At 63.8% G+C, this 21,426-nt stretch carries 18 protein-coding genes; 9 read left to right on the top strand and 9 right to left on the bottom strand.

The window, feature by feature from the left end:
* Window positions 1–11 precede the first annotated feature (11 nt).
* The 7 genes from algG to yaaA all read right to left on the bottom strand — a co-directional run bounded on the left by algG (window position 12) and on the right by yaaA (window position 10,328).
* Window positions 12–1,571, bottom strand: coding sequence for a mannuronan 5-epimerase AlgG (gene algG, locus AC1TXO_RS05215; protein ID WP_486405334.1), 1,560 nt, complete (start codon window positions 1,569–1,571; stop codon window positions 12–14).
* 18 nt (window positions 1,572–1,589) lie between these two features.
* A complete protein-coding gene (locus AC1TXO_RS05220; RefSeq protein ID WP_486405335.1) occupies window positions 1,590–3,068 on the bottom strand; it encodes an alginate export family protein in 1,479 nt (492 codons plus the stop codon).
* On the bottom strand, window positions 3,065–4,576 hold the full coding sequence (algK, locus tag AC1TXO_RS05225) for an alginate biosynthesis TPR repeat lipoprotein AlgK (protein ID WP_486405336.1): 1,512 nt from the start codon (window positions 4,574–4,576) through the stop codon (window positions 3,065–3,067). Before algK ends, AC1TXO_RS05220 begins: the two co-directional genes overlap by 4 nt.
* A gap of 13 nt (window positions 4,577–4,589) precedes the next feature.
* Entirely contained in the window at window positions 4,590–5,756 is a 1,167-nt protein-coding gene (locus AC1TXO_RS05230) for a PilZ domain-containing protein (RefSeq protein WP_486405337.1), read from the bottom strand.
* Window positions 5,757–5,794: 38 nt separating this feature from the next.
* Entirely contained in the window at window positions 5,795–7,276 is a 1,482-nt protein-coding gene (locus tag AC1TXO_RS05235) for a glycosyltransferase family 2 protein (RefSeq protein WP_486405338.1), read from the bottom strand.
* A gap of 62 nt (window positions 7,277–7,338) precedes the next feature.
* Complete coding sequence (locus tag AC1TXO_RS05240) at window positions 7,339–8,655, bottom strand: nucleotide sugar dehydrogenase (RefSeq protein WP_486405339.1); 1,317 nt, start codon at window positions 8,653–8,655, stop codon at window positions 7,339–7,341.
* A gap of 893 nt (window positions 8,656–9,548) precedes the next feature.
* Entirely contained in the window at window positions 9,549–10,328 is a 780-nt protein-coding gene (gene yaaA / locus AC1TXO_RS05245) for a peroxide stress protein YaaA (RefSeq protein ID WP_486405340.1), read from the bottom strand.
* A gap of 135 nt (window positions 10,329–10,463) precedes the next feature.
* Between yaaA and AC1TXO_RS05250 the strand changes: the two genes are divergently transcribed.
* The 5 genes from AC1TXO_RS05250 to moaE all read left to right on the top strand — a co-directional run bounded on the left by AC1TXO_RS05250 (window position 10,464) and on the right by moaE (window position 14,580).
* On the top strand, window positions 10,464–11,603 hold the full coding sequence (locus AC1TXO_RS05250) for a polysaccharide deacetylase family protein (RefSeq protein WP_486405341.1): 1,140 nt from the start codon (window positions 10,464–10,466) through the stop codon (window positions 11,601–11,603).
* 281 nt (window positions 11,604–11,884) lie between these two features.
* Window positions 11,885–13,279 carry a PhoH family protein gene (locus tag AC1TXO_RS05255; protein WP_402766248.1) on the top strand — a complete coding sequence of 465 codons (1,395 nt, stop codon included), beginning with the start codon at window positions 11,885–11,887 and terminating at the stop codon, window positions 13,277–13,279.
* Window positions 13,280–13,415: 136 nt separating this feature from the next.
* Window positions 13,416–13,886: a cyclic pyranopterin monophosphate synthase MoaC gene (gene moaC, locus AC1TXO_RS05260; protein ID WP_486405342.1), complete on the top strand. Its 471-nt coding sequence runs from the start codon at window positions 13,416–13,418 to the stop codon at window positions 13,884–13,886.
* The gene (gene moaD, locus AC1TXO_RS05265; protein ID WP_486405343.1) at window positions 13,886–14,131 is read left to right on the top strand and encodes a molybdopterin converting factor subunit 1; all 246 of its coding nucleotides are present in this window, start codon (window positions 13,886–13,888) and stop codon (window positions 14,129–14,131) included. Before moaC ends, moaD begins: the two co-directional genes overlap by 1 nt.
* 2 nt (window positions 14,132–14,133) lie before the next feature.
* Window positions 14,134–14,580 carry a molybdopterin synthase catalytic subunit MoaE gene (gene moaE / locus AC1TXO_RS05270; RefSeq protein WP_486405344.1) on the top strand — a complete coding sequence of 149 codons (447 nt, stop codon included), beginning with the start codon at window positions 14,134–14,136 and terminating at the stop codon, window positions 14,578–14,580.
* A 71-nt stretch (window positions 14,581–14,651) separates the two neighbouring features.
* Here moaE and rhlB read toward each other — a convergent pair whose 3' ends face one another.
* Window positions 14,652–16,127, bottom strand: coding sequence for an ATP-dependent RNA helicase RhlB (gene rhlB, locus AC1TXO_RS05275; RefSeq protein WP_486405345.1), 1,476 nt, complete (start codon window positions 16,125–16,127; stop codon window positions 14,652–14,654).
* A 114-nt stretch (window positions 16,128–16,241) separates the two neighbouring features.
* Window positions 16,242–16,898, bottom strand: a complete 657-nt coding sequence (locus tag AC1TXO_RS05280; RefSeq protein ID WP_486405346.1) for an alpha/beta hydrolase — start codon at window positions 16,896–16,898, stop codon at window positions 16,242–16,244.
* 335 nt (window positions 16,899–17,233) lie between these two features.
* Between AC1TXO_RS05280 and AC1TXO_RS05285 the strand changes: the two genes are divergently transcribed.
* From AC1TXO_RS05285 to AC1TXO_RS05300, 4 genes are all read left to right on the top strand, one after another.
* Entirely contained in the window at window positions 17,234–18,262 is a 1,029-nt protein-coding gene (locus AC1TXO_RS05285; RefSeq protein WP_486405347.1) for an amino acid ABC transporter substrate-binding protein, read from the top strand.
* Between the two features lie 67 nt (window positions 18,263–18,329).
* The gene (locus AC1TXO_RS05290; RefSeq protein WP_486405348.1) at window positions 18,330–19,508 is read left to right on the top strand and encodes an amino acid ABC transporter permease; all 1,179 of its coding nucleotides are present in this window, start codon (window positions 18,330–18,332) and stop codon (window positions 19,506–19,508) included.
* A 10-nt stretch (window positions 19,509–19,518) separates the two neighbouring features.
* Window positions 19,519–20,616, top strand: a complete 1,098-nt coding sequence (locus AC1TXO_RS05295; RefSeq protein WP_486405349.1) for an amino acid ABC transporter permease — start codon at window positions 19,519–19,521, stop codon at window positions 20,614–20,616.
* 10 nt (window positions 20,617–20,626) lie between these two features.
* Window positions 20,627–21,391 (top strand): amino acid ABC transporter ATP-binding protein, encoded by a 765-nt coding sequence (locus tag AC1TXO_RS05300; protein WP_486405350.1) that lies wholly within the window; start codon window positions 20,627–20,629, stop codon window positions 21,389–21,391.
* Window positions 21,392–21,426: the final 35 nt, after the last annotated feature.

The raw sequence follows: 21,426 nt of genomic DNA on the forward strand, positions 1-21,426 counted from the left end.
TCTGGGCTTCCTTAGTCGATCATTTCGGTCTGGCGTTCGACCGGGTCGATCAGCACGGCCTTCTGCTGGCGCACCAGCAGGTCGAGGATTTCGTCCTGGCGCTCGCCCAGCACGCCGTTGAGGCTGATGCCGCTGGACTTGCGCGGGGCGAGCATGGAGACCTTGTACAGTTCCACCGACAGCGGCGAGTCGATCGACAAGGGCCCGGAACCGTTGGCCGCCAGCTCGCCGCCGACCACGATCAGCGACACCTTGGTGTCGAACGGGTCGAGGGCGATGTCGCGGTCGGTGTCGGAGAGGTCCTTGATGTGCCCATACACCCCGACCAGGCCGTTGGCCATGGCGATGTTTTCGTACAGGCGGATGTTCACGCTGTTGCGCACACGGATGCCGTGGCGACGGTTGTTGATCAGCTTGTTGCCCCAGATCAGGTTGTCGCCGCTCTCGTAGAGGGTGATGCCGTCGGTGTGGTTGCGGTAGATCTCGTTGTAGGCGATCAGGTTGTTGACGCTGTTGCGGTCGATCACCACGCCCGAGAGCTTGTTGTCGTAGCTCTTGTTGTTGATTATCCAGCTGTCGTTGACCTCGCGCGAGACGATGATGCCGTGCTTCTTCCTGGTGCCGTACACGGTGTTGCCGGCGATGATCAGGCGGTGCGAGCGGTCGTGCGGGTCGATGCCGTAGACGATGTTGTCGCGGTAGGTCGAGTCCTTGACCACGAAGTCGCTGGTCTCGTAGCAGTAGAAGCCGTACCACATGTCGCTGAACTCCGAGCCGATGATCCAGCCGGTCGGCTCGGGGCGGCCCATCTGCTTGGCCATGTTCGGCGTGTATTGCGAGATGCTCACGCCATAGGACTTGGACTTGGCATAGCCGAAGCTGGCCATCTTGCTGTTGACGATGTAGGTCTCGGTGCCGCCCCAGCTGAGCAGGAACGGGCGGAATTCCTTGGGCGAGCGGAAGGTCGCCGGGCCGTTGGCCTGCTCGCGCCAGCCGGTGACCCGGGTGTCGCTGACGAACAGCTTGCCGTCGTTGACGATGAACGAGCCGCCTTCCTGGGACAGGCGCAGTTCCTTGACCTTGCCGTCGATCTCCAGCACGCCCTTGCGGCCGACCACGATCGGCAGGCGCGCCAGGTACACGCCCGGCGAGGTTTCACGCAGGTACTGGGCGGGCACTTTCCGGCTCAGTTCGACCAGGTCGACATGCCCGTCATCGACGAAGATCGCATGGGGGATGCCGTGCTGGCGCTGGACCCACTCGGCGGCCTTGTTGTCGCCGCCGATGAATTCCTTGAGCGACTCTTCCTGGAGCATGCGGCGCACGCTGACCTTGCCCTTGTGGCGGCGGTCGATCTTCTGTTGCACGGCCTGTGCGGTATAGCCAGACAGGTCGGGCAGCTTGGGCGGGTCCATCTGCAGCGGCTCGATGGGGGCGCTGGCGACGGTGTAGGTCTTGGCCTGTTGCAGTTCCTTGGCGATCACCGCCGGTTGCGCGGCAGCGGCCATGCCGCTGGCCAGCAGCAGGGCGCTGGCGAGCAGGCTGTGGCGAAGGTTCGGGTGCAGGTTCATAGCGGTCCTCTCCCGGCCTCAGAAGCGCCAGATCACGTCGACGAAGGCGCGGTGCATGTAGGAGTCCGCTTCCTTGCCATAGGCATCGCCGGGCTTGAACACACCGGCGCGCAGGCGCACCAGGGCCGACGGCTCGTCGATCGACTGGCTCAGCGAGGCAGGCAGCAGGCCCTGCTTGAAGTACTTGGTGACCACCACGTCCATCTCCTGGCCCAGGTCTTTTTCGCCGTTGATCAACGGACGGTTGATGCCGTCGTCGTTGACCACTGCGTTGATGCCGCTGGAGCCGATGTTCTGGTTGCCATCGACGCGCCAGAACTTGTGGTAGATGAAGCTGGCGTCGTAGTCGTCGCGCAGTTGCCAGGAGGCGAACAGGGTGGCTGCCTGCAGGTTGCCCAGCTCGCCACGGAAGGCTTCGCCGAAGCGGTGCACGCGCGAGCGGGTGCCGGTGAAGTTGGAGCGGTTGCTCTCGAGGCCGGTCTGCTCGAAGTTGTTCGAACCGTCGCTGCCGCCGCCGCCACTGCCACGGGCGTAGGCCGCACCGACCTGCCACTGCGGGTCGAGGCGCAGGCGGATGCCGAGGTCGGTGGCCCAGGCGTTGACGTCGCCGCTCTGCTTGCCGGTGGCGACCTGGTCGTCGCCGACCAGCTGGCTGCTGAGGCGGTCACGGTCGCCGGTCAGCCAGGTGACGCTGCCCCAGTAGTTGACGGTGTGGTCGTTGCGCCAGTTGTAGGCATCGCTGTTGGCCTCCAGGCCCAGCCAGGTGAGGTCGCCAGTACGGGTCTTGTCGAGTGCGTCGACGGTCTCGCCGGGGTTCTTCAGGCTGCCGCTGTCATGGGTGTGATGGGCGCGCAGGCCGACCCAGTGGCCAGGTGTCCACTGCGTGGCGATGTTGCCGTACACATGGGTGCGGTCCTTGTCCTCGGGGGCCAGCTCGGTGAGGTCGGTGCGGTATTCGCTGAAGCGCTGGGCCACGCCGAGGTCGGCCTTGAGCAGGGTGGTGTCGAAGCTCCAGTTCAGCGCCTCGATGTTGGTGTCGCGCCACATGCCGTCGTCGCTGCGCAGGCGCTGGCGGCCGAAGCGCAGCTGCTCGCCGGGGTAGGGCGTGAAGCCGCTGTAGCCGATCCAGAACTCGCGCAGCGCCAGGTAGCTCTTGTCTGGCTTGCGGCTGTCGTCGCCGGTGTCGACGGCGGTGCCGTCGTCGTTCTGGCGCAGGGTGTCGGTCTCGATGGTGTCGGTGGCTGTCACCGCCTGGCCCATGGCGAAGGCGCTCCAGTTGCCGCGTTCGCCGTACGCCCAGGGACGCAGGTCCAGGCCCAGGCCGTTGACGTCGCCGCCGGAGCGGGTGCCCAGGTCGCGGTCGTCCTCGGACTGGCCGGTGATCTTCACGTCCAGGCCGAAGTTCTTCACTGCGGTTTCCGCCGCCAGGGTCGGCAGCGACCACAGCAGGGCGAAGCTCAGGCCGATGCCGGCTTTCACGAAGGGATTGAGCGTCATGGCGAGTCCTCGGCGTCTACGTCTTTCTCGTCTTGCAGGGCGTCCAGGGCCAGTGGGCTGTTGCTGGCCTGGAGCATCCCGGCGCGCGCCTTCTTCTCCTGCTCCAGCAGGCGCTGGGCCTGGCTGCGCTGGTCGGGCGAGAGTTGCTGGTCGAGTTGTTGCAGCAGTTCGCTGGACTGCGGCGTCGGGTTGACCTGCGCGAGTTGGGCGAACACCCAGGCGTTGCCGGGGTTCTGGCGGATGCCGTGGCCTTCGCTGTAGAGCTGGGCCAGGGCGTAGTCGGCGCTGAGCTGGCCGCCACGGGCGGCGCTGAGCAGGTGGTCGACGGCTTTCTGCGGCTCGACCTGGCCCAGGTAGCCACGGCGGTAGAGCTGGCCGAGGTAGTAGTGGGCGCTGATTTCGCCGGCGTCGGCGGCGGCCTGCAGGTGCTGCTCGGCCTTCACGGCATCGGCCGGGACGGTCTTGCCTTCGTAGTAGAGGCGGCCCAGCAGCAGTTCGGCGCGTGGCTGTTCGGCGGCGCGGCCCTTGTCGATGTAGGTCATCAACTGGTCGGTGTCGCCCAGTTCGGGGAAGTCGTAGAGCAGTTGCGCAAGGCTGACCCAGGATGCCGGGTTGGCCGGGGCGACCTGTTCGAGCAGGTCCTTGGCGGTCTTTTCGTCGGTCTGGCCGAGGCTGCGGTCGGCAAGCACGCGAGCGACGCTGTCGACCCGTGTCGCGGGCACGGCACCGCGGGTGTAGGCGGCCTTGAGCTGGTCGAGCAGGGCGGCCTGCTGGTCGGGCTGGGCCCGCTTCTGGTAGACGGTGGCCAGCTCCACGTAGCAGATGTCGGTGCTGTTGAGCGCGGCCTTGCAGATCGTCTCCACCTCGCCCAGGTGCTGGTCGTAGGTGCCCTGGGTGCGGTACAGCAGCACCTGCGCCAGGCCCGCCTCGGGGTTGCCGGCGGCGCGCCACTGGTCGATCTGCTGCTGGGCGTTGATGTTCGGGAAGCTCTGCGGGTATTGCAGGTAGAGCATCGCCAGCGGGATCAGGGTGTTGCCTTCGCCTTGCCTGGCCGCGAGCTTGAGCAGGGTTTCGGCTTCTTCGCGTTCGGCCTGGGTGCTGTCGGGCTTGGCCACCAGCAGGCGACCCAGGCGCGCCTGGGCACGCGGCGAGGTAGCGGCTGCGGCGCGGTAGGTGGCCTCGGCCTGCTTGAGCTGGGCCGGGTCGCGGGTGCCGACCTGGATATCGGCCAGGCCCACTTGTGCGTCGCTGTAGCCCAGGTCGGCGAGGGCGCGGTAGTTGGCCTCGGCGGTGGCGGTGTCGCCGCGCTTGAGCGCTTCGTTGGCCAGGCGCTGGTCAGGCAGGCCAGCACAGCCGGCCAGGGTGATGGCCAGGACGCAGAGCCCGAGAGCCCTGTGGGAGCGGGCTTGCCCGCGAATGGCCGGGACCTGCGATGAAGGTGTGCCTGCTGGCCCCTTCGCGGGCAAGCCCGCTCCCACAGAGGCAAAGGTGTAGTTGTTCAGGGTCATCGTTCTGTCCCCCTCACAGCCCGCGGGCCACGGCCTTGTCGATCAGCCAGTCCAGCGATGGACCACGGTCGCTGTTCACCGAGGCCGGGCGACCGGCCAACTCTGCGGGCAGTGCGCCGTCCGGCTTGATCTGCACGCGGATGTCCGAAGCCAGGTTGTCGTTGTCCAGGCTGGCGCTGCCGACGATCACACCGGTACGCACTTCATCCTCGCCGGCGATCTGGAAGTTGACGCGGGTCCCTGGCTTGACCTCGTCGAACTGGCGATAGCTGAAGCGCGCCTCGACCATCGGGTTGGTGGTGCGCGGGATCAACTGGTACACCGGCTGGCCCTTGCTGGCGTACTGGCCGTCATCCACCAGTTGGCGGGCGACCACGCAATCGCAGGGGCTGGTGAGGGTGCCGGAGAGTTGCTTGCCGAACAGTTCCTCGACCTTGGCCGGCTCCAGTTGCGAGTCGTCCAGGTGGCCCTTGAGCAGGTCGAGCATGCTGGTGTTGAAGGTCGCCAGTGGCGCGCCCTTGACCACCTGTGCACCACTTTCCACCAGGCTCTGCATGCTGCCGTCACGGGGCATGGTGACGTTGGTGGTCGGCACCGCGACCACGCCGGCTTCGGCGTGGCTGACGAAGTACAGGCCGTACAGCGACTTGGCGACGAAGCCGAAGGCGGCAATGCCGACCACGAACACGCCGAGGGTGACGGTGACGGCCCGCAGGCGACCGAAGGCCGACAGGCCCGAGCCTGCATCCTTCTGCTTGCGCGCCTTGGTGAAGTTGTCGCGCTGCAGGGTACTGAGCACGTCACCCACGCTGATCAGTTCGCCGGACAGGTGGCTGGTGATGATGTGGCGCAGGGTGGCGATGTCGCGCGGTTCGAGGTTCTGGAACTCGGCACCGGTGCGGCCGGTTTTCGGGTCGCTTGCGCGCACCAGGAACTCGATGTCCATCGACAGGCCGAGGTTGTCGACCACGAACTGCAGGCGACCGCGAACCACCTCGCCGACCGGCAGGGCGTTCCTGGCATGGAAGGACAGGCCGCCTGCGGAGAGGTCGTCGACCTTCACATCCTGCGGCTGGCGATCGCCGTCCAGGTAGCGCAGCTTGGCTGGAATGCGCACCCGGGCGTGCTGGCGCTGGGCTTCGGATTCATGCACGACGTTGACGTTCACGGCGGTATTCATGGTGATTTGTTCCTGTTAGATCCGATCCGGGTTGGGCTTCACACGACCATGAACAGCACGGCGACGAAGATGCTGGCGGCCGAGAAGGTCATGGTCCGAGAGGACCAGGTGTTGAACCATTGTTGAAAACTGGCGAGGTCGCGTTTCAGGGCAGTCGGCTGGCGGGTCCAGGACTGCTTGTCGAGGCGGAAGAACACGTAGATCTTCATCACCGCACCGACGATCTGGTTGTAATAGAGGATCAGCGGGTAAGCCGGGCCGACGCTGTGGCCCGAGCACAGCAGCATGATGGTGAGGATCAGGCGGGTGATGCCGATCCACAGCAGGTAGACCAGCAGGAACTGCAGGCCGAACTTGAAGCTGGCGATCACTGCGACGGTCAGGCCCAGCAGGCTGGTCCACATCGACACGCGCTGGTCGAGCAGGACGATGCTGGTGAACAGGCCCAGGCGCTTGAGGCCCAGCCCCAGGGCGCGGGAGTTCTGCCGCAGGTTGTTGCCGTACCAGCGGTACATCAGCTTGCGGCTGGCCTTGACGAAGCTCTTCTCCGGCGGGTGTTCGACCGTGTTGATCGCCGCGTCCGGCACGTAGAAGGTGTCGTAGCCCAGGCGCATCAGGCTGAACCAGCTCGACTTGTCGTCACCGGTGAGGAACTTGAAGCGGCCCAGGCGCCAGTGCATCAGCGAGTCGCTCTCGACGTCGGCGATGAATTCGGGGTTGGTGACCACGCTGGCGCGGAACATCGACATGCGCCCGGTCATGGTCAGCACGCGCTTGGACAGGGCCATCGAGCACATGTTGATGTGACGCTGGGCGAAGCGCAGCTTGTGCCATTCGCTCATGACGTAGCCGCCGCGCACTTCGCAGAATTCGTTGGTGGTCAGGCCACCGACATTGGGGTAGAGCTTGAACCAGGGCACGGTCTTGCGCACCACGCCGTCGGCGAGCACGGTGTCGCCGTCGATCACCGCGACCACGGCGTTTTCGTCCGGCAGCATCCGCGAGATGGCGCGAAAACCATAGGCCAGGCCGTCGCGCTTGCCGGTGCCGGCGATGCGCACGAAGTCCAGGGCGACGTGTTCGGGCGGGTTGTACTTGGCCCACAGGCTCTTGACCAGCAGCTCGTCGGACTTCTCCACCAGCGAGCAGACCACGGTGGTCGGGTAGCCGCACTCGATCGCCTCGCGGATCACCGAGCTGTACACCTGGGCGGTGGTCAGCGCATCGATGCGAAAGCTGGTGACCATCAGGTACACGTGCGACGGGGCGGCGGCCTTGCCCAGCTTCTGCACCTTGCGGCGCAGGTAGGGGTAGACCAGGTAGAGGAAGATCATGCCGCGGATGAAATGGGTGGCGCCCATCGAGTAGCGCCAGATGCCGACTGCGCCGACCAGGAAGATGAAGTGCTTCGATTGCGAGTCGAAGATATCGCTGGGCAGGGCCAGGGCGATCAGCATGAGCAGGCTCATGTAGAGCAGCCATCCGGCGCACTGCAACAGCACTGTCTGGAGCCTTTGCATGTTCAGCATCCGTCGCGAGAATCAGGAGAATGCGGGGCCACATGGCCCCGCGTCGGGCTGGCTTACCAGCAGATGCCTTCGGTGCGGGTCAGGGGGCTGGTGGGCTTGCTCATGAAGCCGACCAGGTCGATCACCTGCTTGCCTTCCGGGGCTTGCTGGGCAAGGGCGCGGAACTGCTCGTCGCGGTTGCCGAGGATGATGATGTCGGCGCCATCGACCACCTGCTGGAAATCGGCATTGAGCAGCGAGGACACGTGGGGGATCTTCGACTCGATGTAGTCCTTGTTGGCGCCATGGACACGGGCGTACTCGACGTTCTGGTCGTAGATGTTCAGCTCGTAGCCCTTGCCGATCAGGCGCTCGGCCAGTTCCACCAGCGGGCTTTCGCGCAGGTCGTCGGTGCCGGCCTTGAAGCTCAGGCCGAGCAGGGCGATCTTGCGCTTGTCGTGGCTCTCGATGATGTCGAAGGCGTTCTGCACCTGCGACTCGTTGCTGCGCATCAGCGAATCGAGCAGCGGCGCATTCACGTCGAGGCTGGCGGCGCGGTAGGTGAGGGCGCGCACGTCCTTGGGCAGGCACGACCCGCCAAAGGCGAAGCCTGGGCGCATGTAGTACTGCGACAGGTTCAGGGCCTTGTCCTGGCAGACCACGTCCATCACTTCGCGGCCATCGACGCCGACCGCCTTGGCGATGTTGCCGATCTCGTTGGCGAAGGTCACCTTGGTGGCGTGCCAGACGTTGCAGGTGTACTTGATCATCTCGGCCACTTCGATCGGTTTGCGGATGACCGGGGCGTCGAGCTCTTCGTAGATCGCCTGCAGCACGTCGCCGCTGGCGCTGTCCAGTTCGCCGATGACAGTCATCGGTGGCTGGTCGTAGTCCTTGATCGCGGTGCTTTCGCGCAGGAACTCGGGGTTGACCGCCACGCCGAAATCGACGCCGGCCTTCTTGCCGGAGCAGTCTTCGAGGATCGGGATCACCACGTTCTTCACGGTGCCCGGCAGCACGGTGCTGCGCACCACGATGGTGTGGCGGCGGGTGGTGTCGCGCAGCACGAAGCCGATCTCGCGGCACACCGACTCGATGTATTCCAGGCCCAGGTCGCCGTTCTTCTTGCTCGGGGTGCCGACGCAGATCATCGACACGTCGCTGGCGCGGATCGCCTCGGCGAAGTCGGTGGTGCCACGCAGGCGGCCATTGGCGATGCCTTGCTGCAGGAGTTGCTCCAGACCCGGCTCGACGATGGGCGACTTGCCCTGGTTGATCAGGTCGATCTTGGTGGTGGAGACGTCCACGCCAATCACTTCATGGCCCCGTGCCGACAGGCAACCTGCACAGACGGCACCCACGTAACCCAAACCAAAGATGCTGATACGCATCGTATTCACCTCGTGTGTTTATCACGCCGGCTCTTTCGAAGAGCCGGACCGGGTTGATTAACCTGCTTTACGGGCGCACGGATCCATGGCGAATTGACACTTCACCGAACGCAGGCATGAATGAATCCGGAACGCAAAAGTTATGCGCTCAACATTGGCAGTAAAAGGCCAGTAATTAAAAAAGGCGTGCCCTGAACTGCAGCCGTCTTTATTGCAACGCGTTATTCAGTGCGTTGCTGTGCTTGTTCTTTCAAGTGGATAAATCCTTTGAAATCAACCACTAGGACGATTAGTAGGGGCGCGGCTCTCCTGCTGTGACTGGCCGCCTGGGCGTACCTTGGCGGTCGTCGAAGTTGTCAGTGGTGGTAGTGGATACCGGCCACCTGTCATCTGTAAGTCATCTCTCACGTTATCCGCTCGTGATGCGTTACGGGTGCTATGAGCGATTGCCGATGAGAGAAGTTCCGGGGTGGGTTTGGCGCAGATGAAAGATTTCTAAATATTTTTTCAGTGAGAAATACTTTCATTCTGATGGCACGGGTCGGTTTTATCCCTATATATAAAGGGCCGAAACGAGGCGAGATAGTTATATGCCAGCATCCGAAAATTTTTTTCAAAATTCGTCAAAAAACTACGAACGGTCTTATGGCGTTTGGCGATAAGCTCAGTTTCGTCTGTTTTTTGGCGCCGATAATTTGGCTTTATGGCGGGGCTTTCTGTACCGGTGCGGTACCTGTAGGAGCGGGCTTGTTGTGGGAGCGGGCTGGCCCGCGAAAAGCACACCGCGGTGCCTGGCACGGGCTACGCCCGTGTTCACGGGCAAGCCCGCTCCCACAGGTATTGGGCTGGCCTTTAGATTTTGAGCAAGACAGTTGCCCCTAAAAGTTCCAGGGTTAGTCAGCCGGGTGATCGCGCAGGAACACCAGGTGATCGGCCTTGGACTGCTCGGCACTGTAGTAGTAGCCCTGCACGTCGAAGCGCTTGAGCTGCTCAGGGTCGTTGATGCGCTCCTGGATCACGAAACGGCTCATCAGCCCGCGAGCCTTCTTGGCGTAGAAGCTGATGATCTTGTACTGGCCGTTCTTCAGGTCCTTGAAGTCGACATCGATCACCCGGGCGTTCAGCGTGCTCTTCTTCACTGCGCTGAAATACTCGTTGCTGGCCAGGTTGAGCAACAGTTCGTCGCCCTGCTCGGCCAGGGCCTGGTTCAGCCATTCGCTGATGCGCGTGCCCCAGAACGCGTAGAGGTCCTTGCCGCGGGCGTTGGCCAGCTTGGTGCCCATCTCCAGGCGGTAGGGTTGCATCAGGTCCAGTGGGCGCAGCAGGCCATAAAGACCCGACAGCATGCGCAGGTGCTGCTGGGCGTAGGTGAAGTCGTCTTCGCCAAGGGTCTGGGCATCCAGCCCGGTATAGACGTCACCCTTGAATGCCAGCAGTGCCTGCTTGGCGTTGGCGGGGGTGAAGTCCGGGGTCCAGCTGCCGAAGCGCGCGGCGTTGAGGCCGGCGAGCTTGTCGGAGAGGTGCATCAACTCGGCGATCTGCGCCGGCGACAGCTCGCGCAACTGGCTGATCAGTGTCTGCGAATCGTCCAGGTACTGCGGCAGGGTGTGGCGCTGGGTAACCGGCGGGGTGTCGTAGTCGAGGGTCTTGGCGGGGGAAATCACCGTCAGCATGAGGTCGGCTCCTGTAATCGTCGGCGACGATTCTACGGGGCCAGCAGGGCAACGCCAAACTATGCTGACGATAGTCACAGACCATCGCCTGGGCAGGCGCTATAGTGCGCATCATCTGTTTAGGGAGAACCGATCGTGCGCATCGCCTTCGCCGTGCTGGTCGGGCTGTTCAGCGTCGCTGTGCAGGCCGCCCCGTCCAATTCCGTCAGCTTCGACCGCAGCCATTGGCCGGAGCAGCTCGACAGCCCGGTGCTGTTCGACGTGGCATCGCGTGCGCAGATTCTCTCCTTCGCCCAGGTCCTGCATGAGAGCGAGATGCTCGACGAATCAAGCCTGGCCGCACGCCTGGGCCTGCGCCAGATCAACTTGGGGGTGGTGCGCTCGGTGCGGGCGCGCATGTGGCAGCGCTTGTGGGAAAACTACCAGCAGGCGCAACTGAGCTGCGAGCAGGATGCATCATTCTGCTATCCCGTCGAGTCAATGGCTGACTTGCGCACGCGTTCGGCAACGTTCGCTGCCGATGTCGGCGAGTTCTACCAGGAATGGGTCGAGCCGAGTCATCAGTTCAATCTCCGTTACCTGGACGAACAACTGCGCAAGGCAGCGCTGTTTCCGCAGACCAGCAGCGAGATCGAGCGCCTGTCGAGCCGTGAGCGCAATGGTGATGAACTCAACGACCGGATGTTCCTGCTGAGCTTCGTCGGTGGGCCGGGCCCGCTCGGCAGTAGCACGGATGTGCTCACCGACTACCTGCGCCGACAGAAGCTGGGCGGTACCTTCTTCGTGCTCGGCAACCGTGTGCAGCAACGTCGCGACATGGCCCGCGGGGCTGATGTCGCAGCGCTTTACAGCGGGCAGTGCGTGGGGATCCAGGGCTGGGAATACCGCTCCCATGCCCAGTGGCAGGGCTGGCAGGACTCCCTGCGGCGCAGCCAGGCGCAGGTCCAGGGGCTGATGCCCGAGCAGTACGTGCCGTTGTTCCGTCCGCCCTATGGCCAGCGACGTGCCGACGGCGAGACGTTCATGGCGGCGCAGGGGCTGCAGGTTTCGTTATGGGATATCGATGCCCAGGACGACGCAGCGCTGGGTGCCGAGCAGTCCGCCCAGCGGGTGATGACCCTCATGCTGCTGTGGCGCAAGGGCGTGATCCAGTTCCATGACACCCTGCCCAGGGCACAGCCCGCGCTGCAGTGGCTGTTGCAGCATACGGCGCAGAGCGGGATCGGGTGGGAGGATTGCCAGGCGTATGCGCATCTGCGCCAGACAGAAAAATGAGGGTCCACCACTGACTGTAGTCCCCTGTCACGGTCCCGCCAAGGTCGGTTCGTCATTCGGCAAAATAAACTTCACCTGAGCGTAAAAAGTCTTTTTTCCGTCACGCTTTTTGCGGTATGAAGGAATCAGACAGCCGATTCCTGCAGCACAGGTGGCGTCATCCAGGCCCTCCTGTGTCAGGTTCGCTCCCCGCCCGTAACGACGCGGATACGGGGAGAACGGCGGTCACTCTGCGGCGCAGCCGAGCTGTGCCGTCCTGCTTTCACATAAGGTGACCGAGTATGGATGACCAAGGACGCAACCCTTCCTCCAACCAGCCAATCCTGTATGTGCTCGATACCAACGTCCTGATTCACGACCCCAACGCTTTGCTCAACTTCGAGGAGCACCACGTCGCCATACCGATGACGGTGCTGGAGGAACTCGACAAGCTCAAGACCGGTAAACAGACCATCGCCGCCGAGTGCCGCCAGGCCATTCGCCTGATCGACCAGACCCTGGGCGATGCTTCTCCCACCGATGTCGAACAAGGGGTACCCATCCAGCGAGGCAAGGGCGGGCCGAAGGGCTTCCTGTCGATCCTGATGAGCCCGCGCAACGAACCCAACCGGCTGCTGCCGGAAAACCTCAACGACAACATCATCATCAACCAGCTGCTGGAACTGCGCGCCAGGCGGGCTGACCTGGACGTGGTGCTGGTCACCAAAGACATCAACATGCGCCTGAAGGCGCGTGCCTGTGGCATTGCCGCCGAGGACTACAGCACCGACCAGCTGGTCGATGACGTGTCGCTGTTGTCCAAGGGCTACCACTCGGTCACCGGCTCCTTCTGGGACCGGGTCAGCAAGGTCGACACCCGCCAGGAACGGGGCCGGACCTGGCACCGGGTGCAACTGATCGACAACTTGCCGGCGGTGCACGTCAACGAGTTCATCATCGACGAGCAGGGCTTCGTCGGCTGGATCAAGGGCATTCGCGAGAACGAGCTGCTATTGCTCGACCTGCACCAGGAGCCGCTGCTGCACCAGGAAGCCTGGGGCCTGAAGCCGCGCGACATCCACCAGAGCCTGGCGCTGTTCGCCCTGCTCGACCCGGATATCCACCTGGTCAACCTCACGGGCGCAGCCGGCTCGGGCAAGACCATCCTGGCCCTGGCCGCTGCCATCGAGCAGACCATGGTCAGCAAGCGCTACCGGCGCATCATCGCCACCCGCAGCGTGCAGGGGCTGGACCAGGAGATCGGCTTCCTGCCGGGCACCGAGGCGGAGAAGATGGAGCCTTGGCTGGGCGCCATCACCGACAACCTCGAAGCCTTGCACATGGATGACGAAAGCACCCACGGCAGTGTCGAGTACATCCTCGAGCGGGTGCCGCTGCAGTTCAAGTCGCTCAACTACATCCGCGGGCGCAGCTTCCAGCAGAGCCTGATCCTGATCGACGAGTGCCAGAACCTCACCCCGCACCAGATGAAAACCATCATCACCCGTGCAGGCTCAGGTTCCAAGGTGGTCTGCCTGGGCAACCTGGCGCAGATCGACACCCCCTACCTGTCCGCGACCAGCTCGGGCCTGACCTACCTCACCGAGCGCTTCAAGGACTTCCCCCACGGCGTGCACATCACCCTGCAGGGTGTGCCGCGCTCGGTGCTCGCCGAGTACGCCGAGTCGCATCTGTAGAACGATCAGCCGGGCGGTACGCCGCCCGGCCTCTTCTCGGTTCTAGGTGCGAAGGCGCCAGTTCTGCCGACACATCCCTCTGCTCAAACCTGACCCACAGGTTTACACTCTGCATTCCCTTCACAGGAGCAGAGCAGTGCTGACTCATCTCGATTCCCAGGGGCGCGCCAACATGGTCGACGTCACTGAAAAAGCCGTGACCGCACGCGAGGCGATCGCCGAGGCGCGGGTGCGCATGTTGCCCGCCACGCTGCGCATGATCGTCGATGGCGAGCACCCCAAGGGTGACGTGTTCGCGGTAGCGCGCATCGCCGGCATCCAGGCGGCGAAGAAGACCAGCGACCTGATCCCGCTGTGCCACCCGCTGATGCTTACCAGCGTCAAGGTGGAACTGACCGCCGACGGCGAGGATGCGGTGCTTGTCGTCGCCCGCTGCAAGCTGGCCGGGCAGACCGGTGTGGAGATGGAAGCACTGACTGCTGCCAGTGTCGCGGCGCTGACGATCTACGACATGTGCAAGGCCGTGGACAAGGGCATGGTCATCGAGCAGGTGCGCCTGCTGGAGAAGCTCGGCGGCAAGAGCGGTCACTACAAGGTGGAGGGCTGATGAAGATCAAGGCCCTGTACTTTGCCCGCTACCGCGAGGCGCTCGGTGTCGACGGCGAGCACGTGGAAGGGGACTTCACGACGCTCGATGACGTGCGCCAGACGCTGCTGGTCAAGGGCGGCGCCTATGCCGTACTGGCCGAGCAGAACCTGATGTGTGCGCGCAACGAAGAACTGTGCCGGCTCGACGAGCCGGTCGAGGAGGGCGACGAGGTCGCCTTCTTCCCGCCGGTGACCGGGGGCTGAGCATGGGCGTACGGGTACAGCAGGCGGCGTTCGATCCCGGCGCCGAGGTCAATGCCATGCACGCGGCGAATGTCGGCGTGGGGGCTGTGGTGGCGTTCGTCGGTCACGTGCGCGACTTCAACGACGGTCGCGAGGTGGCGGGAATGTTTCTCGAGCACTACCCGGGGATGACCGAGAAGGCCCTGCTCAAGATCGTGGTCGAGGCCGGACAGCGCTGGCCGTTGCTCAAGGTCGAGGTGCTGCACCGCATCGGCGCGTTGCAGCCGGGCGAGCCGATCGTGTTCGTCGGCGTTGCCAGCGCGCACCGGCAGGCGGCGTTCGATGCCTGCAACTTCATCATGGATTACTTGAAGACCCGGGCGCCGTTCTGGAAGAAGGAGAACACCCGGGAGGGGCCGCGCTGGGTGGAAGGCAGGCAGAGCGACGAGGATGCTGCCGGGCGCTGGTAGAACCTCTGTTTGATGGCCGGGGCGTTGCCCCGGTTCGCGACCCGACTTGCCCGTGAAGAATCCAGCACCGATCAGTGATGCTTGCGCGGTACTGCCGTGAGCAATTCGTCCGGCGGCATCTCGCACTTGATCTTGCGCCCCAGCAGTTCCTCGATCGCCGGCAACTGGTAGGAGTCGTCCTCGCCGGCGAAGCTGATCGATACCCCGCTGGTGCCTGCGCGGCCGGTGCGGCCGATGCGGTGCACGTAGTCGTCCGGGTCTTCCGGCAGGGTGAAGTTGATCACGTGGCTGATGCCGTCGATATGGATCCCGCGCCCGGCCACGTCGGTGGCCACCAGCACGGTGATGCGCCCTTCGCGGAAGCTTTCCAGGGTGCGGATGCGCTTGTGCTGGGGCACGTCGCCCGACAGCTGGGCGGCGTTGATGCCGTCGCGCACCAGTCGTTCCTCGATGCGTCGGACCTCATCCTTGCGGTTGGCAAAGACCATCACCCGTTCCCACTTGTTCTGCGTGACCAGGTTGTACAGCAGCTTGTACTTGTCGCTGCCGGCCACCGCATAGACGTGCTGCTCGACCGTTTCGCTGGCGACGTTCTCCGGCTCGATCTCGACGATGGCCGGGTCGGTGGTCCACTGCTTGGCCAGGTTCATCACATCGTCGGTGAAGGTGGCGGAGAACAGCAGGGTCTGGCGTTCGCTCTTGGGCGGGGTCTGGCGGATGATCTGGCGCACCTGCGGGATGAAGCCCATGTCGAGCATGCGGTCGGCTTCGTCCAGCACCATCACTTCGACCATGTCCAGGTGCACCTCGCCGCGTTGCTGGAAGTCCAGCAGGCGGCCCGGGGTGGCGACCAGGATGTCGCAGTAGCGTTTTTCCAGGGCCTTGAGCTGCTTGTCGTACTCCATGCCACCGACGAAGCTCATCACGTTCAGGCCGCTGTACTTGGTCAGTGCCTCGGCATCCTTGGCGATCTGTACCACCAGTTCACGGGTCGGGGCGATGATCAGCGCACGCGGTTCGCCCATGTAGCGTTCCTTGGGCGGCGGGGTCTGCTGCAGCTGCGAGATGATCGAGATCAGGAATGCAGCGGTCTTGCCGGTACCGGTCTGGGCGCGGCCGATGGCGTCCTGGCCGCGCAGGGTGTAGCCCAGCACCTGGGCCTGGATCGGCGTGCAGTAGGGGAAGCCCAGGTCGTGGATGGCGTGCATCAGCTCGTTGGAGAGCTTGAAGTCGTGGAAGCGGGTCTTGCCTTCCTGCGGCTCGACCACGAAATCCTCGGGTTTCCACAGGCTGGCCTGGGGCTTGGGCTTGCGCTCACGGCGGGGTTTTTCCCGCGGCGGCTGTTCAACCGGCGTGGTGGCCTGGGGCACGGGTTCGGCCTTGGCGACAGGTGTAGCCTGGCTGCGCGGGGCAGACTTGGCTCTTGGCGGTTTCGGGGGCCTGGCCGGAGCGGGGGCAGGCGTGGGTGCAATCACGGGGGCAGCGGGCTCGACGGCCTGCGGGGCGGCGTCTCCCTTGCCGAATATTTTCTTGAGTGCCTTGAGCACGGTCGTCTCGTCAACTGGTTAAGGAATGTACGCCGGGCAGTGTAATGCAAGATCCAGGCTCGGCGTAGTACCGGGTGTAGTCCAATGCGCCGGCGGCTACAGGCGCAGGTCGATTTACTGCAGGCGCTTGGCCAGCCAGTCGTGAATATCGCTCAGTTCCTCGACTGCCACTTCATGCTCCATCGGGTACTCCTGCCAGCGCGCGGCCACGCCCCAGGTGTTGAGGTACTCGAACGCCGTGCGCCCCATCGACGGGATCACCACCGGGTCGTGCACGCCATGCAGGCACAGGGCCGGGGTGCGCTGCTGGCAGGCGCTGAGCTGGTGGCTGTCGCTGAAGGTCGGGGCATAGGTGGACAGGGCGATCACCCCGCCCAGCGCTTCCTGCCACTTTATATAGGCGGTGTGCAGCACCACGGCGCCTCCCTGGGAGAAGCCGGCGAGAATGATCCGCGAAAGATCGATGCCCTTGGCCTGTTCGGCCTTGATCAGTTCGATGACCTGCCCGGCCGATTCGTCCAGTTGCGCCTCGTCGATGGCACGGGCCGGGCTCATGGCCTTGATGTCATACCAGCTGGGCATGGCGTAGCCGCCGTTGATGGTCACCGGGCGGGTCGGTGCCTGGGGCATGATGAAACGCGTGCCGAGCAGGCGTTCCTGGAGAAATTCGGCCACCGGTAGGAAGTCGTAACGGTCGGCACCCAGGCCGTGCAACCAGATCACACAGGCATCGGCGGTCTTCTGGGGTTCGAGAATCAGCGGGTTGGTCATGACTGCTCCGAAAAAGTGCGTATGAACTTGTTAAGTGCGTAAAAAGAAGGCGCCGAGGGTTGGTGCCATAAAAAGATGTCGCAACTCTACAACTTTACCCTCTTGACGTGTGCTTGAACGCTTCAGTCAGCAACTGTGGTACGCGCTTTGCTACGTCCGTACCGATGCGATGGGCGGTGGCCTTCACGGTAACACCCGCCCACGTGGATGGAAGGCTGTCACAGAACAGCCCATTGCGCCAATTGACCCAAAAACAAGCCAACAAGGGTCGGATGCGCCTCATAAGGGTGCGGTGCAATTCCGGCTCGTACAACAAGAGCATTTGGAGGTTGTTGATGAAGATGTTGAAAACCACGCTGGCAGTCCTGACCGCTGCCGCCGCCCTGGGTAGCGTGAACCTTGCCCAGGCTGGTGCCACGCTCGATGCGGTACAGAAGAAAGGCTTCGTCCAGTGTGGCGTGAGCGACGGCCTCCCGGGCTTCTCCGTCCCTGACGCCCAGGGCAAGATCGTCGGCATCGACGCCGACGTCTGCCGCGCCGTGGCCGCCGCCGTGTTCGGTGATGCCACCAAGGTCAAGTTCAGCCAGCTCAACGCCAAGGAGCGCTTCACCGCGCTGCAGTCCGGCGAAGTCGACGTGCTGTCGCGCAACACCACCTGGACCAGCTCGCGTGACGCCGGCATGGGCCTGGTGTTCGCCGGTGTCACCTACTACGACGGTGTAGGCTTCCTGGTGAACAAGAAGCTGGGCGTCTCCAGCGCCAAGGAGCTCGATGGCGCGACCATCTGCATCCAGGCCGGTACCACCACCGAACTGAACGTCTCCGACTACTTCCGTGCCAATGGCCTGAAGTACACCCCGATCACCTTCGACACCTCCGACGAGAGCGCCAAGTCGCTGGAGTCCGGCCGTTGCGACGTGCTGACCTCCGACAAGTCGCAGCTCTACGCACAGCGCTCCAAGCTGGCTGCGCCGACCGACTACGTGGTGTTGCCGGAAACCATCTCCAAGGAGCCTCTGGGCCCGGTCGTGCGCAAAGGCGACGAAGAGTGGTTCAGCATCGTCAAGTGGACGCTCTTCGCCATGCTCAACGCCGAAGAAGCCGGCGTGACCTCGAAGAACGTCGAGGCCGAAGCCAAGTCCACCAAGAACCCGGATGTCGCCCGCCTGCTGGGCGCTGACGGCGAGTACGGCAAGGACCTGAAGCTGCCCAAGGACTGGGTGGTGAAGGTCGTCAAGCAGGTCGGCAACTACGGTGAAGTGTTCGAGAAGAACCTGGGCAAGAGCACTCCGCTGGAAATCGACCGTGGCCTGAATGCCCTGTGGAACAACGGCGGCATCCAGTACGCACCGCCTGTGCGCTGATGGTTGCCCCCCGCGACGGCATCCGGCCGTCGCGGGTCGTTCGACTCCCTTCTTTTCGGGGCACTTCATGCAAAATCATATCGGCGCACGGAAAGGGTTATCCCTGAGCGATCCACGTGTGCGCGCGTGGCTGTTCCAGATCATCACGGTCGCGGCCGTGATCGGCCTGGGCTGGTACCTGATCCACAACACCCAGACCAACATGCAGCACCGGGGCATCACCTCGGGCTTCGATTTTCTCGAGCGCAGCGCCGGCTTCGGCATTGCCCAGCACCTGATCGGCTACACCGAGGCCGATACCTATGCACGGGTACTGCTGGTCGGCTTGCTCAACACGCTGCTGGCGAGCGTCATCGGTATCGTCCTCGCCACCGTGCTCGGCTTCGTCGTCGGTGTCGCCCGGCTGTCCTCGAACTGGGTGATCAGCCGCCTGGCGGCCATCTACGTCGAGACCTTCCGCAACATTCCGCCGCTGCTGCAGATCCTGTTCTGGTACTTTGCGGTGTTCACCGCACTGCCAGGGCCGCGTGGCAGCATCAATATCGATGACCTGTTCTTCATCAGCAGCCGCGGCGTGAACATGCCTGGCGCGTCCATCGCCGAAGGCTTCTGGCCGTTCGTCGTGGCCGTGCTGCTGGCGTTGGTGGCGATCCTGGTGATGGTGCGCTACGCCAACAAGCGCTTCGATGAAACCGGCCAGCCGTTCCACAAGTTCTGGGTGGGGCTGCTGCTGTTCATCGGTATTCCGGGCATCTGCGTGCTGCTGTTCGGCAACCCGTTGCAGTGGCAGGTGCCGCAGCTCAAGGGCTTCAACTTCGTCGGCGGCTGGGTGCTGATTCCCGAGTTCCTCGCGCTGACTCTGGCGCTGTCGATCTACACCGCCGCCTTCATCGCCGAAATCGTGCGTGCCGGCATCCGTTCGGTCAGCCATGGCCAGACCGAAGCGGCGCGCTCGCTGGGCCTGCGCGAAGGCCCGACCCTGCGCAAGGTCATCATTCCCCAGGCCATGCGGGTGATCATCCCGCCGCTGACCAGCCAGTACCTGAACCTGACGAAGAACTCGTCGCTGGCAGCGGTCATCGGCTATCCGGAGCTGGTGTCGCTGTTTGCCGGCACGGTGCTGAACCAGACCGGCCAGTCGGTCGAGGTCATGGCGATCACCATGGGGGTGTATCTGACCATCAGCATCAGCATCTCCTTGCTGATGAACTGGTACAACAAGCGCATTGCGCTGATCGAGCGGTGAGGACAGGCGCATGACTTCCCATGTTTTCAAACCTGATATGCCGCCACCGGTGAAGACCGTCGGCGTACTGGCGTGGATGCGCGCCAACCTGTTCTCCAGCTGGATCAACACGCTGCTGACGCTGTTCGCGATCTACCTGGTCTGGCTGATCGTACCGGCACTGGTGCAGTGGGCCTTCCTGGACGCCAACTGGACCGGCACCACCCGTGCCGACTGCACCAGGGAGGGCGCCTGCTGGGTGTTCATCCAGCAGCGCTTCGGCCAGTTCATGTACGGCTACTACCCGACCGAGTTGCGCTGGCGTGTCGACCTGACCGTGTGGCTGGGCGTGATTGCTGCAGCGCCGCTGTTCATCCGCCGCTTCCCGCGCAAGGTGCCTTATGGCATCGGTTACCTGGTGCTGTATCCGATCCTGGCCTACCTGCTGCTGCACGGTGGCAGCTTCGGCCTGACCCAGGTGCCGACCTCGCAATGGGGTGGGTTGATGCTGACCCTGGTCATCGCCACCGTCGGCATCGCTGCAGCCTTGCCGCTGGGCATCCTGCTGGCGCTGGGGCGGCGTTCGAAGATGCCGGTGGTCAAGGCCGTGTCGGTGACCTTCATCGAGTTCTGGCGCGGCATACCGCTGATCACCGTGCTGTTCATGTCCTCGGTGATGCTGCCGCTGTTCATGCCCGAGGGCACCAGCTTCGACAAGCTGCTGCGGGCAATGATCTTCGTGATCCTGTTCGAGTCGGCCTACATCGCCGAGGTGGTGCGCGGCGGCCTGCAGGCGATCCCCAAGGGCCAGTACGAGGCGGCTGCGGCCATGGGGCTGGGCTACTGGCGCGCCATGGGCCTGGTGATCTTGCCGCAGGCCCTGAAGCTGGTGATTCCGGGCATCGTCAACACCTTCATCGCGCTGTTCAAGGATACCAGCCTGGTGATCATCATCGGCCTGTTCGACCTGCTCAACAGCACCCGCCAGGCCACGGCAGACCCTGCCTGGCTGGGCATGGCGACCGAGGGCTACATGTTTGCGGCCCTGGTCTACTGGATTTTCTGTTTCGGTATGTCCCGCTACTCCATGCACCTGGAGCGCAAGCTGGACACTGGCCACAAGCGTTAGGAGTTTCGAAATGAGTGAAGCGATCAAACAGCCCGTCGGCCCCGAAGGCATCATCCAGATGCAGGGCGTGAACAAGTGGTATGGCCAGTTCCATGTGCTCAAGGATATCAACCTGAACGTGCGCCAGGGCGAGCGCATCGTCCTGTGCGGGCCGTCCGGCTCGGGCAAGTCGACGACCATCCGCTGCCTGAACCGGCTGGAAGAGCACCAGCAGGGGCGCATCGTCGTCGATGGCGTGGAGCTGACCAACGACCTCAAGCAGATCGAGGCGATCCGTCGTGAAGTCGGCATGGTGTTCCAGCACTTCAACCTGTTTCCGCACCTGACCATCCTCGAGAACTGCACCCTGGCGCCGATGTGGGTGCGCAAGATGCCCAAGCGCAAGGCCGAGGAAATCGCCATGCATTATCTGGAGCGCGTGCGCATCCCGGAGCAGGCGCACAAGTTCCCTGGGCAGTTGTCCGGTGGCCAGCAGCAACGGGTGGCGATTGCCCGCGCGCTGTGCATGAAGCCCAAGATCATGCTGTTCGACGAGCCGACCTCGGCGCTCGATCCGGAGATGGTCAAGGAAGTGCTCGACACCATGGTCGGCCTGGCCGAAGACGGCATGACCATGCTCTGCGTGACCCACGAAATGGGCTTTGCCCGCACCGTGGCGAACCGGGTGATCTTCATGGACAAGGGCGAGATCGTCGAGCAGGCCTCGCCGGACGACTTCTTCGACAGGCCGCGCAGCGACCGGACCAAATTGTTCCTGAGCCAGATCCTGCATTGATGTGACTGGGGCCGCAAAGCGGCCCCATGTCGTTG

It is taken from the genome of Pseudomonas sp. FA117 (assembly GCF_057370475.1).

What these genes read in the sequence shown, in the direction of transcription:
- algG (WP_486405334.1), bottom strand. Translation starts at nt 1,571, where the DNA reads ATGAACCTGCACCCGAACCTTCGCCACAGCCTGCTCGCCAGCGCCCTG.
- AC1TXO_RS05220 (WP_486405335.1), bottom strand. Translation starts at nt 3,068, where the DNA reads ATGACGCTCAATCCCTTCGTGAAAGCCGGCATCGGCCTGAGCTTCGCC.
- algK (WP_486405336.1), bottom strand. Translation starts at nt 4,576, where the DNA reads ATGACCCTGAACAACTACACCTTTGCCTCTGTGGGAGCGGGCTTGCCC.
- AC1TXO_RS05230 (WP_486405337.1), bottom strand. Translation starts at nt 5,756, where the DNA reads ATGAATACCGCCGTGAACGTCAACGTCGTGCATGAATCCGAAGCCCAG.
- AC1TXO_RS05235 (WP_486405338.1), bottom strand. Translation starts at nt 7,276, where the DNA reads ATGCAAAGGCTCCAGACAGTGCTGTTGCAGTGCGCCGGATGGCTGCTC.
- AC1TXO_RS05240 (WP_486405339.1), bottom strand. Translation starts at nt 8,655, where the DNA reads ATGCGTATCAGCATCTTTGGTTTGGGTTACGTGGGTGCCGTCTGTGCA.
- yaaA (WP_486405340.1), bottom strand. Translation starts at nt 10,328, where the DNA reads ATGCTGACGGTGATTTCCCCCGCCAAGACCCTCGACTACGACACCCCG.
- AC1TXO_RS05255 (WP_402766248.1), top strand. Translation starts at nt 11,885, where the DNA reads ATGGATGACCAAGGACGCAACCCTTCCTCCAACCAGCCAATCCTGTAT.
- moaD (WP_486405343.1), top strand. Translation starts at nt 13,886, where the DNA reads ATGAAGATCAAGGCCCTGTACTTTGCCCGCTACCGCGAGGCGCTCGGT.
- moaE (WP_486405344.1), top strand. Translation starts at nt 14,134, where the DNA reads ATGGGCGTACGGGTACAGCAGGCGGCGTTCGATCCCGGCGCCGAGGTC.
- AC1TXO_RS05280 (WP_486405346.1), bottom strand. Translation starts at nt 16,898, where the DNA reads ATGACCAACCCGCTGATTCTCGAACCCCAGAAGACCGCCGATGCCTGT.
- AC1TXO_RS05285 (WP_486405347.1), top strand. Translation starts at nt 17,234, where the DNA reads ATGAAGATGTTGAAAACCACGCTGGCAGTCCTGACCGCTGCCGCCGCC.
- AC1TXO_RS05290 (WP_486405348.1), top strand. Translation starts at nt 18,330, where the DNA reads ATGCAAAATCATATCGGCGCACGGAAAGGGTTATCCCTGAGCGATCCA.
- AC1TXO_RS05295 (WP_486405349.1), top strand. Translation starts at nt 19,519, where the DNA reads ATGACTTCCCATGTTTTCAAACCTGATATGCCGCCACCGGTGAAGACC.
- AC1TXO_RS05300 (WP_486405350.1), top strand. Translation starts at nt 20,627, where the DNA reads ATGAGTGAAGCGATCAAACAGCCCGTCGGCCCCGAAGGCATCATCCAG.